The 24,988-nt window shown below is 47.0% G+C and carries 29 protein-coding genes and 2 pseudogenes; 19 read left to right on the forward strand and 12 right to left on the reverse strand.

Features of this window, described 5'->3' with window-relative positions:
• Positions 1 to 126 precede the first annotated feature (126 nt).
• The 3 genes from cidR (at position 127) to JI667_RS14210 (ending at position 2,117) form a co-directional block, all read left to right on the forward strand.
• Positions 127 to 1,020: a cidABC operon transcriptional activator CidR gene (cidR, locus tag JI667_RS14200; RefSeq protein ID WP_206856627.1), complete on the forward strand. Its 894-nt coding sequence runs from the start codon at positions 127 to 129 to the stop codon at positions 1,018 to 1,020.
• A gap of 189 nt (positions 1,021 to 1,209) precedes the next feature.
• Positions 1,210 to 1,746, forward strand: a complete 537-nt coding sequence (locus JI667_RS14205) for an acyl-CoA thioesterase (RefSeq protein ID WP_206855803.1) — start codon at positions 1,210 to 1,212, stop codon at positions 1,744 to 1,746.
• Positions 1,743 to 2,117: a hypothetical protein gene (locus tag JI667_RS14210; RefSeq protein ID WP_206855808.1), complete on the forward strand. Its 375-nt coding sequence runs from the start codon at positions 1,743 to 1,745 to the stop codon at positions 2,115 to 2,117. Before JI667_RS14205 ends, JI667_RS14210 begins: the two co-directional genes overlap by 4 nt.
• Before the next feature lie 131 nt (positions 2,118 to 2,248).
• On the opposite strand, the gene JI667_RS14215 is transcribed toward JI667_RS14210, so the two are convergent.
• A complete protein-coding gene (locus JI667_RS14215) occupies positions 2,249 to 3,619 on the reverse strand; it encodes a PLP-dependent aminotransferase family protein (RefSeq protein WP_368077913.1) in 1,371 nt (456 codons plus the stop codon).
• Between the two features lie 130 nt (positions 3,620 to 3,749).
• Between JI667_RS14215 and blaOXA the strand changes: the two genes are divergently transcribed.
• The 5 genes and pseudogenes from blaOXA to JI667_RS14240 all read left to right on the forward strand — a co-directional run bounded on the left by blaOXA (position 3,750) and on the right by JI667_RS14240 (position 6,043).
• Positions 3,750 to 4,532, forward strand: coding sequence for a class D beta-lactamase (gene blaOXA, locus JI667_RS14220; protein ID WP_206855811.1), 783 nt, complete (start codon positions 3,750 to 3,752; stop codon positions 4,530 to 4,532).
• Positions 4,533 to 4,770: 238 nt separating this feature from the next.
• Positions 4,771 to 4,980 carry a hypothetical protein gene (locus tag JI667_RS14225; RefSeq protein ID WP_206855813.1) on the forward strand — a complete coding sequence of 70 codons (210 nt, stop codon included), beginning with the start codon at positions 4,771 to 4,773 and terminating at the stop codon, positions 4,978 to 4,980.
• Between the two features lie 12 nt (positions 4,981 to 4,992).
• Positions 4,993 to 5,420 (forward strand): annotated as a pseudogene (locus tag JI667_RS14230) (GNAT family N-acetyltransferase).
• Positions 5,421 to 5,562: 142 nt separating this feature from the next.
• Entirely contained in the window at positions 5,563 to 5,751 is a 189-nt protein-coding gene (locus JI667_RS14235; RefSeq protein WP_206855817.1) for a hypothetical protein, read from the forward strand.
• Between the two features lie 10 nt (positions 5,752 to 5,761).
• A complete protein-coding gene (locus JI667_RS14240; RefSeq protein WP_206855819.1) occupies positions 5,762 to 6,043 on the forward strand; it encodes a phosphatase in 282 nt (93 codons plus the stop codon).
• Positions 6,044 to 6,153: 110 nt separating this feature from the next.
• Here JI667_RS14240 and JI667_RS14245 read toward each other — a convergent pair whose 3' ends face one another.
• Entirely contained in the window at positions 6,154 to 7,347 is a 1,194-nt protein-coding gene (locus JI667_RS14245; protein ID WP_206855822.1) for an MFS transporter, read from the reverse strand.
• 212 nt (positions 7,348 to 7,559) lie between these two features.
• Here JI667_RS14245 and JI667_RS14250 point away from each other — a divergent pair.
• Positions 7,560 to 7,787, forward strand: a pseudogene (locus JI667_RS14250) (KGG domain-containing protein); the annotation flags it as partial.
• An 81-nt stretch (positions 7,788 to 7,868) separates the two neighbouring features.
• Here JI667_RS14250 and JI667_RS14255 read toward each other — a convergent pair.
• The 5 genes from JI667_RS14255 to coxB all read right to left on the reverse strand — a co-directional run bounded on the left by JI667_RS14255 (position 7,869) and on the right by coxB (position 12,216).
• Positions 7,869 to 8,153: a hypothetical protein gene (locus JI667_RS14255; RefSeq protein ID WP_206855829.1), complete on the reverse strand. Its 285-nt coding sequence runs from the start codon at positions 8,151 to 8,153 to the stop codon at positions 7,869 to 7,871.
• A 163-nt stretch (positions 8,154 to 8,316) separates the two neighbouring features.
• The gene (locus JI667_RS14260) at positions 8,317 to 8,583 is read right to left on the reverse strand and encodes a hypothetical protein (protein WP_206855832.1); all 267 of its coding nucleotides are present in this window, start codon (positions 8,581 to 8,583) and stop codon (positions 8,317 to 8,319) included.
• Positions 8,584 to 8,585: 2 nt separating this feature from the next.
• Complete coding sequence (locus JI667_RS14265) at positions 8,586 to 9,170, reverse strand: cytochrome c oxidase subunit 3 (protein ID WP_206855844.1); 585 nt, start codon at positions 9,168 to 9,170, stop codon at positions 8,586 to 8,588.
• A complete protein-coding gene (locus JI667_RS14270; RefSeq protein ID WP_206856632.1) occupies positions 9,167 to 11,041 on the reverse strand; it encodes a cytochrome c oxidase subunit I in 1,875 nt (624 codons plus the stop codon). Before JI667_RS14270 ends, JI667_RS14265 begins: the two co-directional genes overlap by 4 nt.
• A 107-nt stretch (positions 11,042 to 11,148) precedes the next feature.
• A complete protein-coding gene (coxB, locus tag JI667_RS14275; RefSeq protein ID WP_206855848.1) occupies positions 11,149 to 12,216 on the reverse strand; it encodes a cytochrome c oxidase subunit II in 1,068 nt (355 codons plus the stop codon).
• Positions 12,217 to 12,388: 172 nt separating this feature from the next.
• Here coxB and JI667_RS14280 point away from each other — a divergent pair, with 172 nt between their 5' ends.
• On the forward strand, positions 12,389 to 12,931 hold the full coding sequence (locus tag JI667_RS14280; RefSeq protein ID WP_206855850.1) for a CBO0543 family protein: 543 nt from the start codon (positions 12,389 to 12,391) through the stop codon (positions 12,929 to 12,931).
• Between the two features lie 198 nt (positions 12,932 to 13,129).
• Positions 13,130 to 13,891 carry a PAS domain S-box protein gene (locus tag JI667_RS23175; protein WP_206855852.1) on the forward strand — a complete coding sequence of 254 codons (762 nt, stop codon included), beginning with the start codon at positions 13,130 to 13,132 and terminating at the stop codon, positions 13,889 to 13,891.
• A gap of 74 nt (positions 13,892 to 13,965) precedes the next feature.
• Here the strand turns inward: JI667_RS23175 and JI667_RS14290 are convergent, their stop codons facing one another.
• Positions 13,966 to 14,235, reverse strand: a complete 270-nt coding sequence (locus JI667_RS14290; RefSeq protein ID WP_206855855.1) for a DUF3243 domain-containing protein — start codon at positions 14,233 to 14,235, stop codon at positions 13,966 to 13,968.
• A gap of 187 nt (positions 14,236 to 14,422) precedes the next feature.
• On the opposite strand from JI667_RS14290, the gene JI667_RS14295 reads away from it, so the two are divergent.
• The 3 genes from JI667_RS14295 (at position 14,423) to JI667_RS14305 (ending at position 16,187) form a co-directional block, all read left to right on the forward strand.
• Positions 14,423 to 14,800: a hypothetical protein gene (locus tag JI667_RS14295; protein ID WP_206855870.1), complete on the forward strand. Its 378-nt coding sequence runs from the start codon at positions 14,423 to 14,425 to the stop codon at positions 14,798 to 14,800.
• Positions 14,801 to 14,923: 123 nt separating this feature from the next.
• Positions 14,924 to 15,361 (forward strand): flavoprotein, encoded by a 438-nt coding sequence (locus JI667_RS14300; RefSeq protein ID WP_206855873.1) that lies wholly within the window; start codon positions 14,924 to 14,926, stop codon positions 15,359 to 15,361.
• 145 nt (positions 15,362 to 15,506) lie between these two features.
• Positions 15,507 to 16,187 (forward strand): adenine nucleotide alpha hydrolase, encoded by a 681-nt coding sequence (locus tag JI667_RS14305; RefSeq protein WP_206855891.1) that lies wholly within the window; start codon positions 15,507 to 15,509, stop codon positions 16,185 to 16,187.
• Between the two features lie 166 nt (positions 16,188 to 16,353).
• Here JI667_RS14305 and ahpF read toward each other — a convergent pair whose 3' ends face one another.
• Together ahpF and ahpC are read right to left on the reverse strand one after the other, a co-directional pair.
• A complete protein-coding gene (gene ahpF, locus JI667_RS14310) occupies positions 16,354 to 17,880 on the reverse strand; it encodes an alkyl hydroperoxide reductase subunit F (protein WP_206855895.1) in 1,527 nt (508 codons plus the stop codon).
• 12 nt (positions 17,881 to 17,892) lie between these two features.
• Complete coding sequence (ahpC, locus tag JI667_RS14315; RefSeq protein WP_206855898.1) at positions 17,893 to 18,456, reverse strand: alkyl hydroperoxide reductase subunit C; 564 nt, start codon at positions 18,454 to 18,456, stop codon at positions 17,893 to 17,895.
• A gap of 336 nt (positions 18,457 to 18,792) precedes the next feature.
• Between ahpC and JI667_RS14320 the strand changes: the two genes are divergently transcribed.
• From JI667_RS14320 to JI667_RS14335, 4 genes are all read left to right on the forward strand, one after another.
• Positions 18,793 to 19,203 (forward strand): DUF3139 domain-containing protein, encoded by a 411-nt coding sequence (locus tag JI667_RS14320; protein ID WP_206855901.1) that lies wholly within the window; start codon positions 18,793 to 18,795, stop codon positions 19,201 to 19,203.
• Between the two features lie 138 nt (positions 19,204 to 19,341).
• Positions 19,342 to 20,607, forward strand: coding sequence for an MFS transporter (locus JI667_RS14325; protein WP_206855904.1), 1,266 nt, complete (start codon positions 19,342 to 19,344; stop codon positions 20,605 to 20,607).
• Positions 20,561 to 21,181 (forward strand): TetR/AcrR family transcriptional regulator, encoded by a 621-nt coding sequence (locus JI667_RS14330; protein WP_206855907.1) that lies wholly within the window; start codon positions 20,561 to 20,563, stop codon positions 21,179 to 21,181. The genes JI667_RS14325 and JI667_RS14330 overlap by 47 nt, the downstream gene beginning before the upstream one ends.
• Before the next feature lie 265 nt (positions 21,182 to 21,446).
• Complete coding sequence (locus JI667_RS14335; protein ID WP_206855910.1) at positions 21,447 to 21,998, forward strand: DUF3231 family protein; 552 nt, start codon at positions 21,447 to 21,449, stop codon at positions 21,996 to 21,998.
• A gap of 115 nt (positions 21,999 to 22,113) precedes the next feature.
• On the opposite strand, the gene JI667_RS14340 is transcribed toward JI667_RS14335, so the two are convergent.
• Positions 22,114 to 22,701, reverse strand: a complete 588-nt coding sequence (locus JI667_RS14340; protein ID WP_206855913.1) for a TetR/AcrR family transcriptional regulator — start codon at positions 22,699 to 22,701, stop codon at positions 22,114 to 22,116.
• Between the two features lie 142 nt (positions 22,702 to 22,843).
• Here JI667_RS14340 and JI667_RS14345 point away from each other — a divergent pair, with 142 nt between their 5' ends.
• Positions 22,844 to 23,839, forward strand: coding sequence for an NADPH:quinone oxidoreductase family protein (locus tag JI667_RS14345; protein ID WP_206855932.1), 996 nt, complete (start codon positions 22,844 to 22,846; stop codon positions 23,837 to 23,839).
• A gap of 39 nt (positions 23,840 to 23,878) precedes the next feature.
• Here JI667_RS14345 and JI667_RS14350 read toward each other — a convergent pair whose 3' ends face one another.
• Positions 23,879 to 24,973: a GerAB/ArcD/ProY family transporter gene (locus tag JI667_RS14350; RefSeq protein WP_206855935.1), complete on the reverse strand. Its 1,095-nt coding sequence runs from the start codon at positions 24,971 to 24,973 to the stop codon at positions 23,879 to 23,881.
• Positions 24,974 to 24,988: the final 15 nt, after the last annotated feature.

Genomic DNA, 24,988 nt, shown 5'->3' on the forward strand with positions numbered 1-24,988 from the left:
TCACTTTTTCATTCGAATTCACGTTTGATCCTTCGGTTTAGTCATTAATCCATTCACCGCCCTTAACATTTGAAATGAGTTTGATATGATTATAAAGGAATGAACATTGTAAAAGAAGGTGAACAAGTGGATATCAGGCACTTGAAATATTTTATAGAAGTAACGAGATTCAAGAGTTTCACCCGTGCGGCGGATCACCTGTTTGTGACGCAGCCGACGATCAGTAAGATGATCCGGAACTTAGAGGATGAGCTCGGGGTCGAACTATTCGATCGTTCCCGGAAACAGCTCGTGCTGACGGACGCGGGGCGGGCGATTTTGACGCAGGCTCAGACGATTGATAAGGCGTTTGAGAACGTCCAGCATGAGCTTGATGACCTGATCGGTCTGCAGCGAGGGCATATTCGCATCGGCCTGCCGCCGATCATGGATGCGGGTCAGTTCATCAAGGTTCTCGGGGAATTTCATTCGTTGTATCCGGGCATCACGTTCCAGCTGATTGAGAACGGGACGAAGCGGATTGAAGAGGATATCCTTGCTGATCAATTGGATGTCGGGGTGGGGGTGCTGCCAGCCGCTGAGGAGGATTTTCATCATTTTTCATTTATGAGAGAAGAACTGCGGATCGTGGTGCCAAGGACGCACTGGTTAGCGGGCAGGAAGCAAGTAAAATTAATGGAGCTCGAAGATGAACAGCTCATTCTTTTCAATAAAGATTTTGCCCTGAATGATCGAATACGTGAGGCGTGTAAGGAAGCGGGGTTTCTTCCGAAAGTGGTGTCTGAAAGCTCTCAGTGGGACTTCATCGGGAAGATGATCGAAGCGGAACTTGGGATTTCGATCCTGCCATTCAGCGTGTATGAGCAGTTGAAGGAGGATCTGATTGCGATTCGGGTCGTGAAGCCTGTCATCGAGTGGGACCTCGCCATCATCTGGCGTAAAAATCAATACTTATCGTATGCCACAAAAGAGTGGCTCACCTTTACCCAGGAACGATTAATGGGGGGCATTTCCGACTGAGGAATGCTCTTTTTTTTGCCCCGATTTAGGAGAACTGGAGATTGATACCATCCGTTTGTAAGCCGTTGCATAGACGGTGTCTATGATGATGATGAGGAACATTCATTTCACTTATCGTGAAGACGGGCGTACACTTTGGGTATCAAACGTTTGAAATACCAGTAACAAAACAGAAGGGACTTGTTCTTCATGCCAAACAAGAAGCATCCGAAAGAGAGTCTGGTCGTCAGCACGGACCAGGTCATGATCAATGATTTAAATAACTACAATACCCTGTTCGGCGGGGTGTTGATGAAGAAGCTTGATAACAACGCAACGCTATCTGCAAGACGCCATGCTCGGGTGAAGGAATGTGTGACGGCTTCAACCGATTCCATCGACTTTCTGTACCCGATCCAACAGTCCGATTCAGTATGTGTCGAATCGTTCGTCTCCTATGTCGGGAATAAATCCATGGAAATCTTCTGCAAGGTCATCGCTGAAGACATGATCACAGGGGAAAGACGGATGGCGGCGACCGCATTTCTAACGTTCGTCGCGCTTGATGAAAATAAGAAGCCGGTCAAGGTGGCGGAAATCGTACCGGAAACAGAAGAAGAGAGATTCCTGTTCGAATCAGGGAAAGAAAGGGCGGAAAGAAGACGGGTCCGCCGTAAGCAAAGCAAAATTCTGAATGACATCATCGGTCTCGAAAAACCTTGGAACATGGGAGGGGAAGCATCATGACCACAATGGTAGCAGGAATGAACGAACTAAACGAAGCGAAAAAAGACGTGGAAGCACTGAAGCAGGAATACCCGGAACTGAATGAACAACTCGTACACGTCACGAGCCTGACGCGACAGCTGCAGTTGAAGTACGGTTATATGGGATCACTGCTACGGGACAAAGAGCTGCCGGACTACGAACCGCAGTTTGTCCGGGATTCGATCCTCTCACTCTACCAGGAAGAGGTACTGAAGCTGAAGACCCACCCGAATATCATTCAGCTGAAAGACATCATGAAAAAACACAGACAAATCAGCGACTCGAAATTATTCTTATTGATCCTTGGCGCGAAGCCGGAACTGCTGCAGGGGTCGACGATTATAAAGTAATGGAGAGTGGTGAAGCCGGAAGATGGGTCTTCCGGCTTTTTTTGGCCATTTTTAAGGACGTGGCACAAGTTTTTGCGAAAGTGGCACAAGTTCCGTGGACAACCGGACAAGCACCAGTCATTCTAGACCTTTTACCTCCACATCACGCCTTTTTTCCGCTCAATCATCATTTCCTGAATGGTTTCTGCCATGAGTGCAACGCCTTCTCTAATCATGCAATCCTCTACGTGGGACACACTGAGACGGAGCTCATCATATCTCATGAACTCCTTCAGATACATGGATTCGGTGCTTTGTATCAGGACGTTTTTCTCTTTTAACCGTTGGATGAGGTCAATCGCTTTCAATGAGGAAGGCAGCCTGACCGTGGAGTAGAATCCCGAGGCAGGGCATGTATAGAACGTTTCCTCGGGCAAAAATGCGCGATAGGACCTGCGAAGCATCTCTCCCTTTTTCCGGTACAAGTTCCGGATCTTTTCAATGTGGGCAGCGAACATTCCGTTTTTCAAATAGATTTCCAGGGCACCCTGGGTGATGACCGGTGTATGGACGTCAGCGGCAAACTTGGCACGGGTGAATCCTTCGATCAACTCATGGGGAAGGACGGCGAGCCCGAGACGTAAGCCCGGCAAAAGCGTTTTAGAGAAACTCTTCGTATAAATGACCCTCCCATTCGGCTGATACGCAAACATGGGATCCTGCTTCAAATCGGGATCGAGATCCCCCATATAATCGTCCTCTACAATATACACATCATACCGTTCAGCAAGTTCGACGATTTTCCTTCTTCCTTCATTCGTGTAACTGTGACCGGTGGGGTTGTGAAATCTCGAGACAAGATAGAAGAATTTAATCTCTTCGTTTTGAAAAATGGTCTCGATCCTCTCCAGGTCAGGTCCGTCCCTCCCGATCTCAATCCCGAGACAGGGCTGGTCCCTCACTGATTCTATGAAACTGGGATGGGCAGGCTGTTCGGTCAGGATGGTCCTCTTTCCGTTCGGGAACGGGAGGCGGATCAAGAGATGGAGGGCCTGCTGGGAACCCGTCGTGACGGCAATGCGCGAAGGGTCGGTAAACACCTGAAGATCCTGAAGATGCCTGGCCAGTTCTTTCCGAAGGGAGGACAGACCGAGCAGATCGGAATAAGTGAACATGTCTTCTTTGTACCGGTCGATTGCCTGGTTCATGCAGTGCTTGTAGTCGAGATAGGGCATGGCATGTTTGTCGGGACCGGCGGATAGGAAGTCAAAGACGGGTACATCTGAACCGGTCTGTTTTTTATAAGGATAATCTTCCACCAAATAGTAGCCGCTTTTACTCACGGCATATATCCTATGGCTGAACTCTAGTTCTTTGTAGGCTTTGATGACGGTATTCAAGCTGCAGGAGAACTCGCCTGCAAGGGACCTGATCGACGGCAGGCGGGTCCCGGGCTTGAGGTGACCGGACTCGGCAAGCTCCTCTATATAATGGATGATCTCTTCAAATTTGGCATGGGGCACTTCTGTTTCCTCCCATCTGTAGGGGTACAGTCTATGAAAAACGGCGTTGGGCACGATCGTTTCTGTCAGTATACTAAAAATCAGGAACGATAGGCCTGTCATTCTATTAAACCATAAGGAGTGGAATGCAATGAAGCGAATCGCCGCACTGGTCATGAGTATGGTCCTGATCGCCATGGGAGGAACGTATGCCGACGCCAAGACCAATGTTCAATCGGAAATTACGGACATGCTGAATGGAAAAGACGCGACCATCGTCATCCGCAACCTGAAGACAGACAAGGAATTCATTTACAACAAGGAGAGAAGCGTGCGGAGATATACTCCGGAGTCAACGTATAAAGTCCCCCACGCCTTAATTGGATTGTCGACGGGAGTCGTCAGGGGTGAATATGAGGTGAAGCGGTGGGACGGAACAGTGAGGGAGTTCCCGGACTGGAATCGGGATCACACCCTCGCTTCCGGCATGAGATACTCCGTCATCTGGTACTATCAGTCCATGGCCCGTGATATCGGGGAAGAGAGAATGCAGGAAAACCTTGAAAAGATGGATTATGGGAACAACGATATCTCCGGTGGCATCGACTCCTTCTGGCTCGACAGCAGTCTGAGAATATCGGCCCGGGAGCAGGCGGACTTTTTCGAAGATCTGGTAGAAGAAAGTCTTCCTTATGACAAACAGCAGATGAGAACCGTGAAGCGGATCATGATCAATGACGAGCAGGACGACTATACGATACACGGCAAAACGGGGACCCGGTTGTCGGATTTCGGACTTGGCTGGTATACGGGGTATGTGGAAACCGATAAAGGAGAATGGGTATTCGCCGTCAATCTGGACGGAAGCGGGACGGAAGCTAAGAATTTGACGGTAGAGGTGTTGGAGAAGCTGCATATCATTCCGGAAGGATAATCGAGTGAGCTTACCTATGGCGGGTAAGCTCTTTTCCTGCTTCTAAAAAAGGATTGAGAAAGAATCCATTATTTGAAATAATTAGAAAAAAGGCGTGGGGGATTGGATATTCATGATCTATCTTGTGAATGACATCTACGATATTCTAAGTGGCGTCGGGATCGTTTTTTTAATCTTGATTTCCTTTTTGATTTTTACGATTTTGAAAGAGAAAAAATAATGGTTGGGGTGGACCGTGATGAAACGATTGGTGGAGAGGCTCATTTACCTTGTTTTCACGCTGTTCATTTTCATCGTGTTATGGAAGGGGACGGCTTTTGTATGGGAGGCTTTCGTGCCGTGGAATTTTAAAAGCGATATGGCGATGCTGTTTATTGTCACGCCTGTTTTACTTGGATTGTCGTTCATTTTATCAAGTCTTGCCTTTCACTACACGAAAGATTCTTGAGGAGGTACATGGATGAAAACAGACATCATTCCCTTTGACCCCGATTATGCGGATGAAACCGTGGCCATGTGGCGGGAAAGTAAGGAGCGGGCCATTGGGCAGAAGGAAAAACACAGTGTGGAAAATCACCTCTACTTCTGCCTCGGCAGTACGAAGTTGATCTGGCACTTATAAATGGAAAAGTAGCCGGAATGGCCGCCTATAATGAAACGGAAATCAGTCAGCTTTACATTCACGTTGATTATCAAGGACTCGGGATCGGGCAGATGTTATTGGATAAAGCAAAGGCGAAGTCAAGCGGGTGCTTGACCCTGTACACCTTTGAAGTGAATGAGAATGCCCGGAGGTTTTATGAAAAGAACGGATTTGTAGTGATCGGAAGAGGTCACAAAAATGAGGAGAATCTGCCGGATATACAGTATGAATGGAGAAGGAAATGAGAAATATTCCGGCTCTCTGTCAAAAGAAGGGGTTAATGGATCATTATTTTTCTCTAGCTGTAAAACAGGATTACAACTGGGCACTGGCTAATAGTTTGAAAGTATGGAAAAATTGTATAAAATCAGGGGGGAGGTAAAGGATTTGACCGAACCCACAAATGAAAAACAAAAGCGAGTTCAAGAAATGTACAGAAAGTATAAGAGAGAGGGATCTTCCAACCAAACCTGGACATGGATTCTCATCCTTTGCGTCATCCTTGGGCTCATCCTCCTTGTGACGATGGCGTTATTCGATCTAGGAGTTCAACTGCCGAGGTTCTTTGGAAGATAGGGTGTGTGTGATGAAACGATTGTGGATTGGGTTAACCTGTTTGATGGTCAGTGCGATTCTTTATGGGTCGACACTTATAGCGGCTACGGTTTATTCCGGCTCGCTGATGGGAGATGGCGGACTTGGATGGGACTCTCGGTACGGTGTATTCGGAACCGCGTTGATGGAGGTTGGGACCTTACCATTGGTGTTGACGGTAATTGCAGGGGGAACAGGAGTCGTGCTGATTCTGTTGGAATTCCGACATCACAAACTGGGAGATGAAGAGCAGCCTAAGGAGATAGACGGATGAAGAAGCGCTGTCGGATGATCTTTTTCCAAGTTCGAATCGTGAAAACCGATTATCTCTTAATGGCTAGTTTGAGGACGAGTGGAAGAGGACTTCACGAAGCGTCCTCTTTTTTATGTGGATGGCACATTCTCCCTCTTTCCCAACCCCATTGATATCCCGATCGATATAACAGAAAGGATGACGATCATCCACACCACACCCGGCCAGTTCCACTGATGATAGAAGCTTCCGCTCCCGGTACCGCCCACACTTGAGCCGGCGTAATAGGCGGACAAGTAGAGGGCGGATGCCTGGGCTTTGTCGTGGACGGCGAGGCGTCCGACCCAGCTGCTGGCAATTGAGTGACCGGCGAAGAATCCGAATGTGAAGATGGCGATTCCGATGATTTTTACCCACAGATTCGGATGCAGGGTCGTCATGACGCCTGTCAGCATGATGACCAGTGACAGGGGCAGGATTTTCTTTTTTCCATATTGATCAGCGAGCATCCCCATCCACGTCGAGCTGAACGTGCCGACGATATAGACGATGAAGATGAAGCCGACGACGCTCTGGCTGAGTGAGTAGGGTGGTGCGATGAGCTCGAATCCGATGTAGTTGTAGAGAGAAACGAATCCGCCCATCAACAGGAATCCGATGGTGAAGAGGCTGAGTAGTCCCGGCACTTTGAATTGACTGAACAACGAGCGGGTCAGGGAAGTCAGCTTGAAGGCCTGCGGTTCAAAATGGGCAGACCGGGGAAGGAGGACCATAAAGATGATGCTCGAACATAAGCTGATGACCCCGATCCCCATTAAAGCGATATGCCAGCTGAAATAATCAGTGAGTACGCCGCTGATGATCCGTCCTGACATTCCACCGATGGAGTTTCCGCTGATGTATAGCCCCATGGCCATCCCGAGGCTTTTTCCTTCGATTTCTTCACCCAAATACGCCATGGCGACGGCGGGGAGCCCGGCAAGGGTAATCCCCTGAAGGATCCTGCCGGCGATCAGCATATGAAATCCCATAGCAAACCCCGTACAGATCGCTAGTATGGAAGAAGCCAGCAGCGAAAAGGTCATCACGGATTTCCGCCCATACACGTCGGACAGTGATCCCGCAATCAACAGGCTGATGGCAAGGGCGATGGTGGTGGAGGATTGGATGAGACTTGAAGTGGCAGGCGAAACATCGAATTCCCGGGCGATTTCCGGTAGCAGGGGCTGCGTCCCCCACAGGATGGCAAATGTGCTGAAGCCCCCGGCAAAGAGGGCAAGGTTCGCATTCTTGAAAGCGGGCGTTCCCCGCTTGATGTAGTTCATATTGCAAGTCTCCTTCGTACAAATCTTTGTATCCTCATCATACACCCAGCGGCAAATTCCTTCTATTAGAAGACATCACCCCTCACAAAATCCAAATTACATTACAAAAATGTTAAAAACACCCAAATCTGTTTATTCTTCTTTTCTCGAGGTATATAACCAATGTACAAACGTACAACACCATTTTACTAAACTTAAGGAGGATTTTATTTATGTCGAACAGTAACAATAGCAGCAATAACAACAACAGCAATAATAACAACAATGGAAACAAAATGAGTTACGAAGAAGCCGGACGTAAAGGCGGGGAACAAACCGCCAAGAACCACGACAAGGAATTCTACCAGGAGATCGGTGAAAAAGGTGGAGAAGCCACTTCAGAAAACCATAACAAGAAATACTATCAGGAAATCGGGGCAAAAGGCGGGCAATCCAGTAATTCAGGCGGCTCTGACAGCTCGAATAACTCTAACAACTAAATTCAAAGATCCGATTCGCATACGGAAACGAGAAAAGACCTGTCAAACGGATGACGGGTCTTTTTTGGTGAGATAAATCATCTGCCCGCCTTTAACAGTGGGGCTTTTTAAATCGTGTAACAATGCTTCTATCCTTGCAAGAGCGGACGACAGGGCGTGATAGGTTTCTACTGAGTCATTCTGTGTGATCACAAAAGAATTAGATTCTTTCGAATAAGAAACCCTTAAGAGGTCGGTGTCATGTTCAGAAAACGAATGGGTGATGTCACATTCGGAAAAGGTTTGAATAGTCCTTAAAATGGTGTACAGCTCATTATTTTCTGACATTCTCTGCATCTCCTTTCAGAAAAAGGGAAGGGATTTGTCTTATTTTGGATAATTTTAGCGTAAATGAAAGAAAGGGGTAAGGGAGGAAAGTCGTGTTTATTGTAACAGATTAGAGTGGAAGTGGTGGACAAAAAAAGGGGAGCATATTCGCTCCCCTCTATCATCATTGAAGAAGAAATAAGTAAAGAAAGGTAAGCCCACCTACTAAGAGGCCACTTGATAAAGAGAGCCATTTCCATTTTGTCAGTGGTGGCCGGGTCTTCATCAATAACCCCAACTGCAGGCTCACAGATAAGAAGGCAAGGAAAATGAGTAAGGTCAGAACCGTAGATTGCTCATATGTTCCTTTGGTGTATTCCACGAGTAAATATCCTCCTATGGCGGACCCCACCACGACTAGATAGAGAAAGATAAACATCGTTTTATTCACATTTATCCCACCTTTCCGTACAGGTAGACCAGAGTGAAGATCAATACCCACACGAGATCCACGAAATGCCAATAAAGGGAGAAAACCGATAGTCTCGAGGAGGTTTCCTGGCAAATCCCTTTTACACGAAAGTGTATGAGTAAGATGGTCATCCAGATAACCCCTGCCAAAACATGAAGGCCATGGGTTCCGACCAATAGATAAAAGGAAGAGAGAAAAGGACTGGTAGTTAGTTCATATCCTTTTTCGTAATAATGGATAAACTCCCTTGATTCCATCAGTAAAAAGGCGCATCCAAGTAGAAGGGTCAGAAATAAGAGAAGGAACGGCGGCCCCTCTTTTCCATTTTCACTTGCATGTAAAGAAGCATAAATCGTAAAACTGCTGGATAGAAGAAGGACCGTGGAAACCAGAACGCTTTTTAACTCAAGCATCTGTTCACTGGAAGGGCCTTCGGATAAATGGGATTTAAGCGTCAGGTATACACCGAATAAGGACGCGAAGATCACAACCTCCGCTGCAATAAAGAACCACATGGCCAGTTTCTTGTCCTGCTCTTGTTCGACTTGGATAGTGTATGGATTCATTGCGACTCGTTCCTCCTTTCTGCCCGCAATTCATCGGGTGAATAAGCTGTCCAAGTGCGTCCCGATGTGAAGGAACGCAGGATCAGCAATCCGATGACGCTGGCAAACCCGAACCATTGAAGGGGCGGGAAACGAAAGATGAACCCAAAGGAAGAGACGAACAGGGCTCCTGCCAGGATCATTGGCTGAGCTGTGCGATTCGATACGACAATGATATCTTCTTCCCCTGCGGTTCGAATGGTTCCATTCCCTTCCTGTTTGTCATGCCATAGCTGATCAATCGTGTTGACGAGGGGACGCTGGATGAAATTACCCAAAGGCGGTGGTGATGGGATGGACCATTCAAGGGTTCTTCCGTCCCAAGGATCCCCGGTGAGATCCCTCTTTCCGTTCCGGTAACTAAAGAAAATATTCCAAAGAAAGACCATCACGGCCAGAGCCATGAGGAAGGCACCGATTGTACTGATGAGGTTCAATGTCCCTAATCCGTCGCTCTTTAAATACGTAAACACGCGTCGGGGCATCCCGTTCAATCCCATAAGGTGCATAGGGAAGAAGGTGATGTGAAACCCGATGGTGAATAACCAGAAATGCCATTTTCCCAACGTTTCATTGAGTAAAAACCCGAACATCTTCGGCCACCAGTAGTATACTCCTGCGAATATCCCCAGGATCGTCCCACCGACAATCACGTAGTGGAAGTGCCCAACTACAAAGTAACTGTCGTGATACTGATAATCAGCAGGTGCAGAGGAAAGCATGACACCCGTGGCTCCGCCGATGAGAAAGGTAGGGATGAAAGCCAGTGAAAATAACATGGCGGTCTTAAATCGAATGACCCCTCCCCTGATGGTGAAGAGCCAGTTAAACACTTTGATCCCCGTCGGCACTGCAATGGACATGGTGGAAAGGGCGAAAATGGCGTTTGAAATCGGTCCGAGTCCCACGGTGAACATATGATGGATCCAAACCATGAATCCGAGAAAACCGATCAGCAAGAGGGCAAAGACCATGGCAGGATAGGCAAAAAGATTCCGTCTGGAAAAGGTCGTGATCACATCGGAAAAGATACCAAACGCCGGCAGGATTAAAATATATACTTCCGGATGGCCGAAGATCCAGAATAAATGCTGCCATATGATGGGGTTACCCTCTGTTCCCGAAAGAAAAGCTGTGCCGTACACCCTGTCCATCGTCAAAAGCAAGAGGGCGATGGTCAGGGCAGGGAAGGCAAACAGTATCAGGATAGAAGTGACTAAAGAAGACCAGGTAAATAAAGGCATTTTCATGAATGTGAGTCCCGGAGCCCGTTTACGTATAATCGTCACCAGGAAGTTTATGGCGGATAGGATCGTCCCTGCGCCGGCGATTTGGATTCCGATGGCATAATAATCGAGACCGGGACCCGGGGTGTACACATCAAGGCTCAAGGGGGCAAAGCCAGTCCACCCTGCTGAAGGAGACCCGCCAAGCACGAAGCTGATATTGACCAATGCCCCTCCCGCGAAAAAGAGCCAAAAGCTTAACAAATTAAGATAGGGAAAGGCCAAGTCCCTGGCCCCGATCTGAAGGGGAACGGCGACATTCATTAGCCCGATTAATAATGGCATAGCCACGAAGAATATCATGGTCGTCCCATGTGTGGTCATCATCTGGTTATACTTTTCACCTTGAAAGACCCAGAACTGGTTTTCGGGTAATGCGAGTTGAAGCCGGATAATCAGGGCATCAAGCCCACCGCGCAGGAAGAAAGCTCCTCCAGCCGCAAGATATAGGATGCCGACTTTATAATGGTGAGTGGAGGTCGCCCACTTCCATGCCCACTTCCACTTTTTGTAACGTGTCAACAAGAACAAGGCAGCCGTTGCCATGATGAAAATCGAGATATCTGCCGCAACGATATCAGAGGGGAATACGAATTCCCGGCCGAAAAGGGTGTACTTAATATCCATATTCTCCACCTCCTATAGAACTGGTTTTATTTTTCTAATTGTGAAAGGTACTTGCTTAATGCGTTAAGGTCTTCTTCTGTCAAATCAGGAAACGGAGGCATGTTGACATCGGGTTTAATAGACGAAGGATCCCTGATCCATTTCTTCCTATTTTCATCTGTGTTCATGAGGACGTTTCCGATTCGCTCCTTATCAGAAAACCCCGATAGATTCGGGCCCTTGCTTCTTTCTGCCGGTGAAATGGCGTGACAGGTGAGGCATTTGGAAATAAATAGTTTCTTTCCTTTTTCAGCTGTTGGAGTCAATTGACCTGGTGCCTCTTTCGTTGTTTCTTTCTTAATCCACTGATTGAACTCCTGATCTCCGAGTGCGTGAACCTGAAATCTCATATAGGAATGGGAAGCTCCGCAAAGCTCGGCACATTGCCCCTTATAGTCCCCTCTGTTGGTAGCATTCAGGGTTAACGTGTTCTTTTTGCCTGGAATGAGATCCTTTTTTCCTCCGAGTCTTGGCATCCAAAAGGAATGGATGACATCAGCTGATGTTAAATGGAAGACGACGGGTTGATCTACGGGTATGTAGGCTTCGTTGGTGAGGGTAATGCCCTGATCGGGATAGTGGACCTCCCACCAATATTGGTGTCCCGTCACTTCAATTTCCAGGGGATTCTGACTGTTTTCATCCGATTGGGCGAGAGAGAAGGTTCCTTTTACCGTCGGGACAGCGAGAACCACCAATAATAGAATCGGGATGACGGTCCAGGACACCTCCAGCTTTTTATTCCCTTTCACATACGATGGAATGACATGACGGCGTTCGGGGGTTTCTCTATATTTCCACGTGAAGTATACGAACATGGAAAACACCACTAAAAAGACCAAAAGCATGATCGCCATGGAAATATGGAATAAGTTCAATTGGAGCTTGGCGACGGTCCCTTTAGGATCAAGGACCTTTAAGGAGCTGCATCCGGTCAGGAAAAGAGCGGTCAGCAAGATCAAAATCCTGCAACATAGTCGCTTCATATAAATTCTCCTCTCATCACTTGTCAGGATCAGTCCGTTGGATTCATCCCGGTCAGTAAGGCTATCCATACATACCCTACCTCAATTACAAGGTGATTAAACGGAAGATTTAGAAAAATAACAGGTAAGCGTGACAAAGAATAAAAACTCTTAATTGGCAGACGCTATAATCAAAACATAAGCCTTCGTTCTATGCCTTCTTGATTATCGCTGAAGGCATTTTTTGAAAAGGAGACAGGGTATGAAAGGACATTATGATCACATACGAGAAAAAGCTCTGGAAGTGACACGGGAAAACATTCATTATTGGCTGGATTATTGTTTTCTGTCTCTACGCTGGTGGTTTATTCTCTCTCTCTTTCTTTTGACCTGGGTGGTATTTATCCGCTTAACAAGGGACCAGGAGAATAAACCCAAACTATTATTTCTCGGGCTGGTATGGATCATCGTCGCGGCCAACTTGGACGGATACGGGTACGAGCTGGGTTTGTGGGGATACCCTGTACAATTAATCCCGCTTGTTCCGAAAGCATACTTATTCGATTATGCCCTGATCCCGGTCGTATACATGCTACTGTATCAATACTATCCAAAAGGGAAGGAGTTCTTCTTTGCCACGGTCGCTCTCTCGGCAGGAGCTTCGTTTGTTGCGGAGCCGGTCTTTCGATGGCTCGACATTTATACCATCTATCACTGGAGGGTGTGGTGGTCCTTTATCATTTATTTTCTTTTATCCTATATGATCAGAGGAATAGTAGAGTATGTATTTAGGAAGGGAGAATGAGGGGAGACGGGGAGGTAAGCAAGATTTGTGGTAATGGTGCAACGGTTTATCAAGATCCCGATGCCGTGGGGAAATGCTGACAGTCGCGTATCTCTGCCCATTGAAGAGGACATGTCCCGGCAGGTTCTTTCCTTTTGTCTGCAACATCCTTGCTATCTATTTACTCAACCTGTATCGTAGGAGAAAAGGAGTGATAGTGTGAATAGTTCGATTGCAGAAGTAGATTATCGGGAAGTGATGGAGTATTCAAGAGATCCACTCATTATTCACACGGACTATAAAGTATTGTACATCAACCATGCAGCGGAAGAGTTCTTCCGGAGCAGCAAAGAAATCATGATTGGTGCAAGTCCCCTCGATATTTTTCAGGAAAGCTCAAAGGCTGCCATCCGGCAGAGAATTCAGTCTGCTTATAGAAAACCTGCTGATGTTATTGAAGAAAAAGTTTTCCGGATGGATGGAACCGCAGTAGATGTCAAGTTATATTGTCATCCAGTGAAAGTGGGAGACAGCATGGCTATACAGACGTACGTCTGGGACATCACCAGGCAGAAGGAAACCGAAGAGAATCAGCGTAACATGAATGATGAAATAAATGAATTATCAGCCACCCTTGTACCGCTGGTGGACGATGCGGCCGTTCTTCCCCTGAGAGGGAACATAAATCAAGAGAAGGCGATGACTCTATTGGAGTTAATTCCAGGAAAAGTGAAGGATCAAGGAATCAATCGATTAATTATTGATTTCTCTGGTGTCTATACGTTAGATCGTATGGTCATCGATTATCTCTTCAAGATCACAGACGTTTTATCTCTTCTCGGTGTACGCTCCATCATAACGGGTATCAGACCTGGTTTAGCGATGGAAGCGACGAAGATGGGGATCGATTTATCTTCGATTCCAACAGTGGCTACCGTTAAAGATGCGTTGAGACAAATAGGCATGACCTTACAAGAATAGTCAGGCCACTACTAGTTTGACCATAGAAAAAAGCCCCCAACGATCATTCACGAGGGGGCTCGGGACTATGTTTATCAATTGGTTTGATCCGCCAGTTTCACTAACACATGAGCCATATTCTCACGCTCTTCCTTATTGGCGACATTCCACATCTCATTAAGCACTTTCTGTTCCCGATTACGCGGCTCTTCATGCTCTGCTAAATAATCCGCCACGCGCTTAGCGCCCTTCGATAGAGCTTCCTCACTAAGACCCAGCTTTTCTCCCCTATGGACCTGATCTCCCAAGTAATTTTTGAAAGAATCGTAATGCTGCATAATGTCTTCCTTTTTGTCTTCATTCATTTGAGCGGCTGCTTGTTTTGGATCGTGTGCGATAATGAATTCCTCCTTTAATGGTTGTAGTAGTGTGTTTCCCTTATGAGAGAACATTAAACAATGGATGGCCTATTAAAGAGCAACTTTAATAAAATGTTGTAAAATATTCCCTTTTGGTGTAAAATTACACTATGTTGAAACGAGGAGGAATCGAATGAAGAAGTGGTCATTTTCCATGGTCAGGGTAATGTTGATGTGCATTTATGTATTCTGGTTCACTGACATCCTCAGCGCTACGCTTTCCTTTGGGCCCATCCTGATGAGCGTCTCAGTATCAGTGGTGTGGAATGGATTCTTTGTCAGAGGGTTGATCCGTCAAGGAACCTTTTATAAGAGCAAACTATATCCTGTGGCTGTTTATCAGGGCTTCTTCCTGCTCCTTGCTGGAATCATGTTGATTTCAATTTCTGATAAACCGTATCGGGTGGATGCGTGGGATGGGGTGGGGCCATTTGTAACTCTCGCGTTGGTGTCAGTGATTCATGGAGGGATGCTTTTGTTGATGGTGAAGGGGAATAAGGAGCTTGTGTGAATGAAAATCTGCTATGACCACGGGGAGGTCGACTAAAATGGGGTCGGGCTTCTTTTTTTATGGGGATTGAGTTTAAGAGAAATATTTGAAAAAATTGGTAATGATGAAGTGTACGAGGTTATCATGGATAATCAAAGGGTTAGAACAGTTCTTGATGCATTTTTACAAGCTTGGGAGAATTCATCACATATAGAGTTGGAAAGCTTCATCTCTACTGACTACCAAACTAGGGAAGTCAGGAATGGAGACATAGCGGAATTCGGATATGATGAATCGATAGAAGGCTGGAAACAGGGATTTGAGTATGTGAAAAACAATCACGGAAAATGGGAAATCCACGAAGTCGCAGTCATTCCCATGAAAGACGATGAAATCATGGCCATCCTCTATGCCACCATTGTTATGGACAGTACACCAATGGAAACCGGAAACATGTTCTTCGACACCTTCAAAGAGGTGAACGGACAATGGAAACTGGTCAGGAGTTACATCGAGACGGGGGTTAAGGGAGATTACGTGAGAGGTGCTTTGAGAGGGACGGACCTCCAAATGGACGTATAAGAATTTGTTTGAATGTGGATTTGAGGTCCGTCCCTCAGGGGTTCGCTAATCGCGACTAAAGGGGCACTTTTTTTGTTTGAGTTATAGATAGGGATTTGGAATAATGAATAGTGAGAATACTCATAAAAAGACATGGAGGTTTCAGATGAAAACAGTCATCGCATACAGTGGTGGGAAGGATTCCACCCTGGCATTATATGAAATTCAGAAACATCCCGATTACGAGGTGGATTCACTTCTTGTGACCTTGACGGAAGGCTTCGACCGGATCTCGATCCACGGTGTCCGGTATGAGATGTTGAAGAGACAGTCCGAGTCCCTCGGCATTCCGCTCCGGGAGGTCTGGATTCCTCAGGACTGCCCGAATGAAGTGTATCAGGAACGGATGGAGAAGGCAGTCTCCGGTATGCTCGATGACGGAATCACCCATATGGTGTTCGGGGATATCCATCTTGCGGATGTGCGGGCATATCGGGAAGAGATGCTGGAAGGGACAGGCATCACGCCGATTTTCCCATTATGGGGCCGACCCGTCGTGGAGATTGGACGAGAGTTCATCGAGCTTGGGTTCAAAGCCGTCCTTACATGTATTGATCTTGAGCAGTTGGAACGATCCTGCGCAGGCAGAGTGTATGATGAAGCGTTTCTAGCAGACTATCCCGAAACTTGCGATGTATGCGGGGAGAATGGGGAGTTTCACACGTTTGTGTTTGACGGGCCGAATTTTAGTACCCCTCTCAAATATGAGCTCGGGGAAGAGAGAACGGCACCGGATGTGAGAAGCGGGAAGGACCGGTTCTTATATAGGGAAATCGTACCTGCGTGAGCAGGGACGCTTAGCCCCTTAAAATGAGGGACGGACCTCGGAAACGGCTTGTGAAGAAATGATCTTGTATCGATTTAAGGTCCGTCCCTCTGCCGTCTATCGTGATAAGCAATCATTCACACAAAAAGAGGTCCGTCCCTCGAAAGGGACGGACCTCTACATCCATTTAGTTGCGGATCATGTAGTCAAACGCGCCTAGTGCGGCGGTTGCTCCTGATCCCATGGAGATGATGATTTGGTTGTAGGCGCTGTCTGTACAGTCTCCTGCGGCGAATACGCCAGGGACGTTGGTGGCACCGTGTTTGTCCACGATGATCTCACCGAATTTCGTACGTTCTACAAGGTCACCGAGCCAGTCTGTGTTTGGCACAAGACCGATCTGGACGAATACACCTTGTAGTTCGACGTGCTTCTCTTCAAGAGATTCACGGTCCTTGTAAGTGATACCATTCACTTTATCTGTACCCGTGATCTCCTGGGTTTGAGCGTTCGTGATTACCGTCACGTTCGGAAGGCTGTAAAGACGTTTTTGTAACACGTCGTCGGCTTTCAGTTCTGAGTTGAACTCAAGGACGGTTACGTGCTTGACAATTCCTGCAAGGTCGATGGCTGCTTCGATACCGGAGTTTCCTCCGCCGATGACAGCGACATCTTTCCCTTCAAAGAGTGGTCCGTCACAGTGAGGGCAATATGCCACTCCCTTGTTCTTGAACTTCTCTTCGCCAGGAACGCCGATGTTGCGCCAGCGTGCACCTGTCGAGATGATCAGACTCTTACTCTTCAGGACAGCACCGCTTTCAAGCTCAAGTTCCACGAGGTCTTTCTTCTCTAGGCGCTTGGCACGCTGAAGGTTCATGACATCGATGCCATAGTCCTTCACGTGCTCTTCAAGGCTCGCCACAAGTTTCGGACCTTCCGTCTGCTTCACGCTGATGAAGTTTTCGATACTCATCGTGTCAAGGACCTGACCTCCAAAGCGTTCAGCGACGATCCCCGTACGGATGCCTTTACGTGCAGCATAAATCGCCGCACTTGATCCGGCAGGACCGCCACCTACGACTAGGACGTCATACGGTTCTTTATCCGATAACTCATCGGCACTTGGGCCTTCTACGATTTTGGATAGAATCTCTTCTAATGTCGTACGACCGCCGTTGAAGAATTCCGCATTCAGGTAGACAGCAGGAACAGCCATGACGTTCTTCTGTTCCACTTCTTCCTTAAATGCAGCTCCATCGATCATCGTGTGCGTGATGTTCGGGTTCAGGACACTCATGATGTTCAGTGCCTGTACGACGTCAGGGCAGTTATGACAGCTTAGGCTGACATACGTTTCGAAGTGGTGTTCGCCTTGAACGCTTTTGATCTGGTCAATGACGCTTTGATCCACTTTCGGCGCTCTGCCGCTCACTTGAAGAAGGGCAAGGACCAAGGAAGTGAATTCATGCCCAAGAGGGATCCCGGCAAAAATGATACCGGTCTCCTCACCAGGACGATTCACGCTGAAGCTTGGTGTTCTTGTCAGTTCTTCTTTTTCCACTGAGATGTGGGATGACATGGAGGAAAGCTCCTCGACAAGAGCGAGCATATCCTTCGACGTGTCATCTTCCCCTGCACTGACTTTCAGGACGATGTCGCCTTCCATCATTTGCAGGTATTGTTCTAATTGTGCTTTAATATCTGCTTCGAGCATGCGTAGCACTCCTTATAATTTACCAACTAAGTCAAGGCTTGGCTTAAGTGTTTCAGAACCTTCCTGCCATTTAGCCGGGCAAACTTCGCCTGGGTTGTTGCGCACATATTGTGCAGCCTTGATTTTGCTTACTAGAATATCAGCGTCACGGCCGATTCCGCCAGCATTGATTTCAACTGCCTGGATTACGCCATCCGGGTCGATGATGAATGTTCCGCGGTCAGCAAGACCGTCTTCTTCATTTAATACATCGAATCCGCGAGTGATGCGTTGTGACGGGTCACCGATCATTGCGTATTTGATTTTACCGATTTTTTCAGAGCTGTCGTGCCAGCCTTTATGTGTAAAGTGCGTGTCCGTAGAAACAGAATATACCTCTACGCCAAGCTCTTTCAGTGTATCGTAGTTATTTTGAAGGTCTTCAAGTTCTGTCGGGCAAACAAATGTGAAGTCTGCAGGGTAGAAGCAGAAAATGCTCCATTGACCTTTCAGGCTTTCGTCTGTAACAGTGATGAACTCACCATCTTTGAATGCTTCTGCTTTAAATGGTACGACTTGTGAACCGATTAATGACATAGTGTAAATTCCTCCTAAGTAAGTGTTTGATTGAGAATCATTAACAGATTGTAATAATTCTAATTCGATATTCATTATTATATATTTACGGTTTTTTGTCAAGGGATAAGCTTCTCTTTTAGAAAGGGGGATTTTGATGTTCAAAAAAGCAATGGTCATAGTATTCCTGCTTGGTTTGATTCCTATACAAGGGTGGTCTTTGCGAGGCTTGCTGGCGTTTCGCTATTTGCTGTGATTACAAATGCTATAGATATGCGAGGGGCGCTTCACGATGTGGTGTATTATTACAGATCTCTGCAGTGGAATAGATTCCATTACGATTAAGGAGGAGAATAGATGAATAGAGGTTGGTTTTTGGCCTTTGCCGCCATCATCATTGTACTGGCTATTCCAACCGTTTTATTGTATGTGTTGAATAACGGAAACCCGTATACGGAATTTATTGTGAACCAGTATGTTCCGAACTATTTAAAGGAAAAAGAAATGACACAGGACAGGATAAAGAAATCGCTTTATGTAGAACCGAAATACCTGATTAATCGGGATTTTCATCATGGGCACTATATGATCATTTTCAAAGATGAACCGGATATTACCTATTATTATGGATTAACAAAAAAAGGGAAGCAAGTAAAGCAATTTTGTGAAAAAGATAAAGAATCTTCTGATGGGACGAATATCATTGAAAATAGAACAAAACACTCGGAAAAGAAGTGTGTCCGTATGTTCGATCATCGGGATGAATAAGGTGAAATGAAGCTCATGGAGACGATGAGCTTTTTATTTTCACAAAATTCCTAAAAGTCCGTTGCAAAATGACACCAGTGTCGATATACTGAAAGTAACAAAACGACATTAGTGTCATTTTAAAAAGGGGAGATTCACATGGAGAACTCTTTACGTAAAAACAAACCGTTCATCACATTGATGACGGCGCAGGCAATTTCGGGACTCGGGGATTGGTTGAGCATAGTGGCAATCATTACGCTGGTCGGGTTAAAATGGGAAGCAACACCGATGCAGATGTCGTTGATTATCTTGAGTCTGGCATTGCCCATGGCTTTACTTGGGCCGGTCACAGGTACGATTGCCGATCGGATGGAGAGGAAGACGCTGATGGTGTTTTCCGATCTGGTGAGAGGTGTGCTGATTCTGCTTCTGACTCTCGCAACCAATGTGTGGATGGTGTATGGATGCTTGTTCCTGACGGGGATGTTCTCGTCGGTCTTTATTCCGGCGAAGAACGGGAAGTTGAAGGAACTTGTACCCGATGAGAACATCAAGGGGGCCATGTCCCTATCTTCCACCATTGACTCAGGCACGAAGGTCATCGGACCCCTCGTCAGTGGGATCCTGGTTTCCCTTATCGGAACGTACAACGTCTTCTATCTGGACTCTGCTACGTTCATCCTGTCGGCCATCCTTATCTTCTTCTTGCCAAAGGCCGTCAGAGAAGTGGAAGTTGAAAGAGAGAAGAGGGACGGACCTTCATTCAAGGAAGAAATCAAGGTCGGTTTCACATTCATTAAGAAGAGTAGTTTCTTGTTATATGGATTGTTTTTGCTTGGAGTCAGCTTGTTGATTCTGCAGTTATCGGATTCCCAGTTTATCGTCCTGTTGCGCCAGTTGACCGACGTTTCACCGAATCTCTTAGGATACTTGGTGGCAAGTGCGGGTGCAGGTATGCTTCTGACCGGTATTTATCTTTCCAAGAAAACGGACTACAACGCATTTGTCTATATGTGTGCAGGGGTACTAGGAATCGGCATGGGATTTGGTTTGATGGGGATTCTGACGCATTATGATCTGAGTTTATCGATGCTATGGGTCCCGGCCCTTGGCTTGATGGCAGGGGCATCTGCCGGTTTCGTGTTCATCCCGTTCCAGGCAGCGACCCAGGAGAAGACGCCGGTCCATATGACGGGCAGGGTCTTCGGAGTCGTCAACAGCACGACGACCACGGCGACGATCATCGGGCCGTTGGCAGGGGGAGCCCTTGCGACGATCATCGGAATCATCCCATCCTTCATTGTGACCGGTTCCCTATTGATCGTATTATTCTTCCTATCCATTGCTGTAAAAAATAAAGTAGAGGAGGAGCCGAATGTCACCGAAAGTCAGTCAGGAACACAAGGAGCAGCGCCGCTCTAACATATTAAAGGCCGCCCGGGAAGTCTTTAGCGAGCTCGGCTATGAACATACGACCATGAAGCATGTCATGGAACGGGCTGGTGTAAGCCGGGGGGGATTGTATCAATACTTTGAAAATAAGGAAAATCTCTTCGAAGCATTAATTGACGCAGAGCAGGGAGAACACATAGAGGCAAATATCCAGTCGATGCTTCAGGAGCATGGAAGCTATTGGGATGTCCTCCTCATGAGCTTTCTTGGGGAGAGTAAACAGGCGACAAATGAAATGGATGCCCTGGCATCTTCAAAGCTCGAGTATTTTGTAACGGGGCGCCATGACGAAAGTAGGATGAAACACGCGCAGAAACGATATGCTGATGGTTATCAAATGACCGCCAGTATCATCCAAGAAGGCGTCAAAGCGGGTGAGTTCTCACCAAGGTTTGAACCGGACGTGATGGCCAAGGCGATCATCTCCCATATCGATGGGATGGCACTGGACCATGCGATTCTGGATGCCGAGACGATTCAATTGAAGGAACAGACGGAGTGGCTGATGGGGTATTTGAAGTGGGGATTGGGCGTAGTTGAGTAGAGTCGAGATTCGCTGATATATTTACAATTTCGCCGATAAAATCAGGATTTCGCCGATAAAATCAAAATTTCGCCGATAAAATCAAAATTTCGCCGATAAAATCAAAATTTCGCCGATAAAATGAATATCTCGCCGATAAACGTTTCAAAAGAGGGCAGATACCTCGGACGATCCAAGTCCAGGGCTTCTGCCTCTTCTGGTTTTTCTGAATGCTTGACACATATAGAGGAATAATAGGAGGAACAAGCAATCAGGAGGTACAAAGATGACCCATGTATTCGAAGCGATATCAGCCATCATGAAGAATTTTACAGACGAAGCGCCCAAACCTCCTCTCCACGTTGGTGAAGTGATGGATCTTTGGATGGCATTCACGGCCTTTCATGAGGCCCACGCCCTCTATCAGATAGGCCTGAACACGACGACGGACAAGGATATGCTACATGTGCTCCAGAACGCATTAGAAGGAAGTCTCGCCGATACCAAGAAAATAGAGAAACTTCTATTAAACGAAGGCGTCCCCCTGCCATTGGTCAATCCGGATAAACCCCAGTCAGAACAAAGCGCCGTGCCGGAAGGGGTGAAGCTGAATGACGATGAGATTGCGAACCTTATCTCGGCTAAAGTGGCAGCTTCCATCACATTCTGCGCACAGGCCATGTCAAAGACTGTCCGGACCGATGTCGGATTGATGTTCTTTTCCATTCAGATCAATCTGATGAAATTCGCCGCTCCGTTAAAGAACTTGATGATCTCCAGGGGCTGGCTCAGAGTCCCACCGTCATATAATCCGCCTGGTTCCCCTGCCAGAGAGTAGGTGACAGGTGGCGACGCTAATATCGGGGGAAATGGAGATCGCTGAAAAAAAAACCAAGGGGACAGGTACCCCGGCCCAAAAAATCCACGGTACCTGTCCCCTTGGCTTGCTCTCTCTAATGAGAAAGGATGCGCAGGATCGATTCGTAACACATCTTCCGGTAATCCTCGTGCAGTTCATCGTCATCCTGCATGAGCCATTGAATGAGGCTGCCGTCGATCATGGCCCGGATGCTTTTGGCGGCCTGTTGGATGTCCTTGACTTGAAAGACATCCTCTTTGATTCCCTGCTGGATGATTTGTTCCCCGATGGACCAGCAGTTTTCATAGAAACCCTGGTTGATTTGTTTGTAGCGGTCATCGTTTTTCACTTGGGCCAAAAAGTCCAGGTACACCCGGTAGAATGTCCGATTTTCAGAAGGGCTGATGAACACCTGGTGAAGATAAGCCTCGAGTTTACCCAGAGCAGAATCCTCCCCATTCACGGATTCTGCTTCTTTTTCATAAATCCTGGTGGTGAGCCATTCAAACAGGTGGGCGAAGACGTCCCCTTTATTTTTAAAATAGTAGTTGGTGACCCCTTTACTGACGTCGGCGTAATCGGCAATATCCTGAAGGGTGACGGATTCGTAACCTTTTTCCGATGCGGCTTGAAAGGCGGCCTTTAGTATTTGTTTGCGTCGTTGTTCAGCTTTTTTCGCCATTGTGACATACAACCTCCAGTTGAAACTACATCCATTATACAAAATGCCAGGGTATTTTTAAACTGGCCGGATAAAATAAATTGACCGGTCAGTATAAAATATACTATGATGAACGTAATTCATTCGAAAGGGGAAGATTCAGATGTCAAACTCATTTAAAGCACTTGTTGTCAATAAAACGGAAGAAGATTTCTCGTTGAACGTTGGATCCCTCACACATGACGATTTACCGGAAGGGGATGTGACGATCCGCGTCCATTATTCCAGCGTGAACTATAAAGACGGGCTGGCGAGCATTCCGAAGGGGAATATTGTGAAATCGTATCCGTTTGTACCGGGGATCGATCTCGCGGGAGTTGTTACGTCATCAGAAGATTCCCGCTATCAAGAGGGTGACGAGGTGGTTGTGACGAGCTATGAGCTTGGTGTTTCCCATTACGGGGGATACAGCGAATATGCCCGGGTCCCGGCTGATTGGGTCATCCCGCTTCCGGAAGGGTTGACCATGAAAGAGGCGATGACGTTCGGGACGGCAGGATTTACAGCGGCCCTGTCCATTCATCAATTGGAGAAGAACGGATTGACTCCTGAAAACGGGCCGGTATTGGTGACGGGAGCCACAGGCGGAGTAGGGAGCATGGCGGTTTCCATGCTTGCAAAACGGAATTATGACGTCATCGCGAGTACAGGGAAAGAGTCGGAACATGAGTATCTTAAGGGGTTAGGTGCAAAAGAGATCGTCTCACGGGATGACGTGAACCCTGAGAAGATCCGTCCGATCGGGAAACAGCGCTGGGCCGGTGCGGTCGATCCTGTCGGCGGTAAGACGCTTGCCGCCGTATTGAGCAACACCAAATACGGGGGATCGGTTGCGGTCAGCGGATTGACAGGCGGGGGGGATGTCCCGACGACAGTGTTCCCGTTCATTCTTAGAGGCGTCAACTTATTGGGGATTGATTCGGTGTATTGCCCGAAAGATCTGCGAGAAACGCTTTGGGAACGCATGGCGACGGATTTGAAGCCCGATGGACTGCAGGACATTCAGCGTGAAGTCTCATTTGATGATCTACCTGATGCCCTGTCTGAAATCCTGGCAGGAAAGGCAAGAGGGAGAACGGTTGTGAAGGTTTCAGAGTAAGAGGAAGAGGCTTATCTCAAAAGGGATAAGCCCCTTTTTTTATGCTCTTTTCCTCGTTTTCCAAAATACCACGACTCCCAACAGAAAGGGGAGAATGAATTGAAACGGGATGTGGAGGTAGTAGGGAACCAGGTTCAAGCCGACATATAAATGTTCCTCAATATCTCTGCTGCGGTGAAGAGAAAGGATATACACAATGGACAGCAAGAGAAGAACGTGCCAATTCTTATGTTTCATCGTGAATAACTGGGTAAGAACGATTCTTGCCGCATAGATGAACACCGATATTTTGATAAACCCCCCACCGATCAGAAGGAGGTAGGTGAAGATTTCCAGATGCTCTAACACTCCTAAGTACGAGATCATTTCCATCGCTTTGACAAAAGGGAAGTAATACGTATTGGCAAACGGTGCATGGAGGATCCCGATGACCAGCTCCATCGTCACTATAATGATAAGACCGGCAAGAACGATGGGAATCCATGCGAACGTGATGAGCTGACCTTTCTTGACCGTGAGCGGGATAAATACGAGAAACACAACGAGCTCGCCGTAAGGAAATGTAAGACCTATGGGAAAGATCATCTTCCAAAGGGGCTTCCATCCATGTGAGAAGAGAGGCATCAAGAATCTACCTTGAAATTCCGCTGAGAAAAAACCAAGGAGCCACAGAGCGACAAGAGTCACTATGGAGAAAAAGGATAGGATGACTGCGCTTCTTGCAATGGCTTCGAATCCAAGGATGATACAGTAACCAATCACGATCAAGAAGGGAATGGAAGCAATCCAGTTGGGGGCATCAGGGAATAGTACTTGAGTGGTGAAAAACGCGAAATCATTCATCACTCTTGCGGCTATGTAAAGAAAGTAGAAGCTGAATAAAACAGCCAAAACCTTTGAAAATACGGATCCGAACCCCATTTCCAAGAGAGGGACGAATTCTTTCCATTCACTCCTTTTTAACAGGATAAGGTAGGAGTAGAACAAGAGAGTCCCAAATCCCATTTCGATTAAGATCGCCCAAAAGCTGTCTTCCATGGCAGAAAAATTCAAGCCAACCACGACGGTGCTTCCAATTAAAAAAAGGAGCATCATGGTACATAGTTCAAGCAACGAGATGGATTCTTTGTTCATCTCTTTCCCCCTCCT

It is taken from the genome of Bacillus sp. NTK074B, from assembly GCF_017303375.1.
Taxonomy (GTDB): domain Bacteria; phylum Bacillota; class Bacilli; order Bacillales; family Bacillaceae_B; genus Rossellomorea.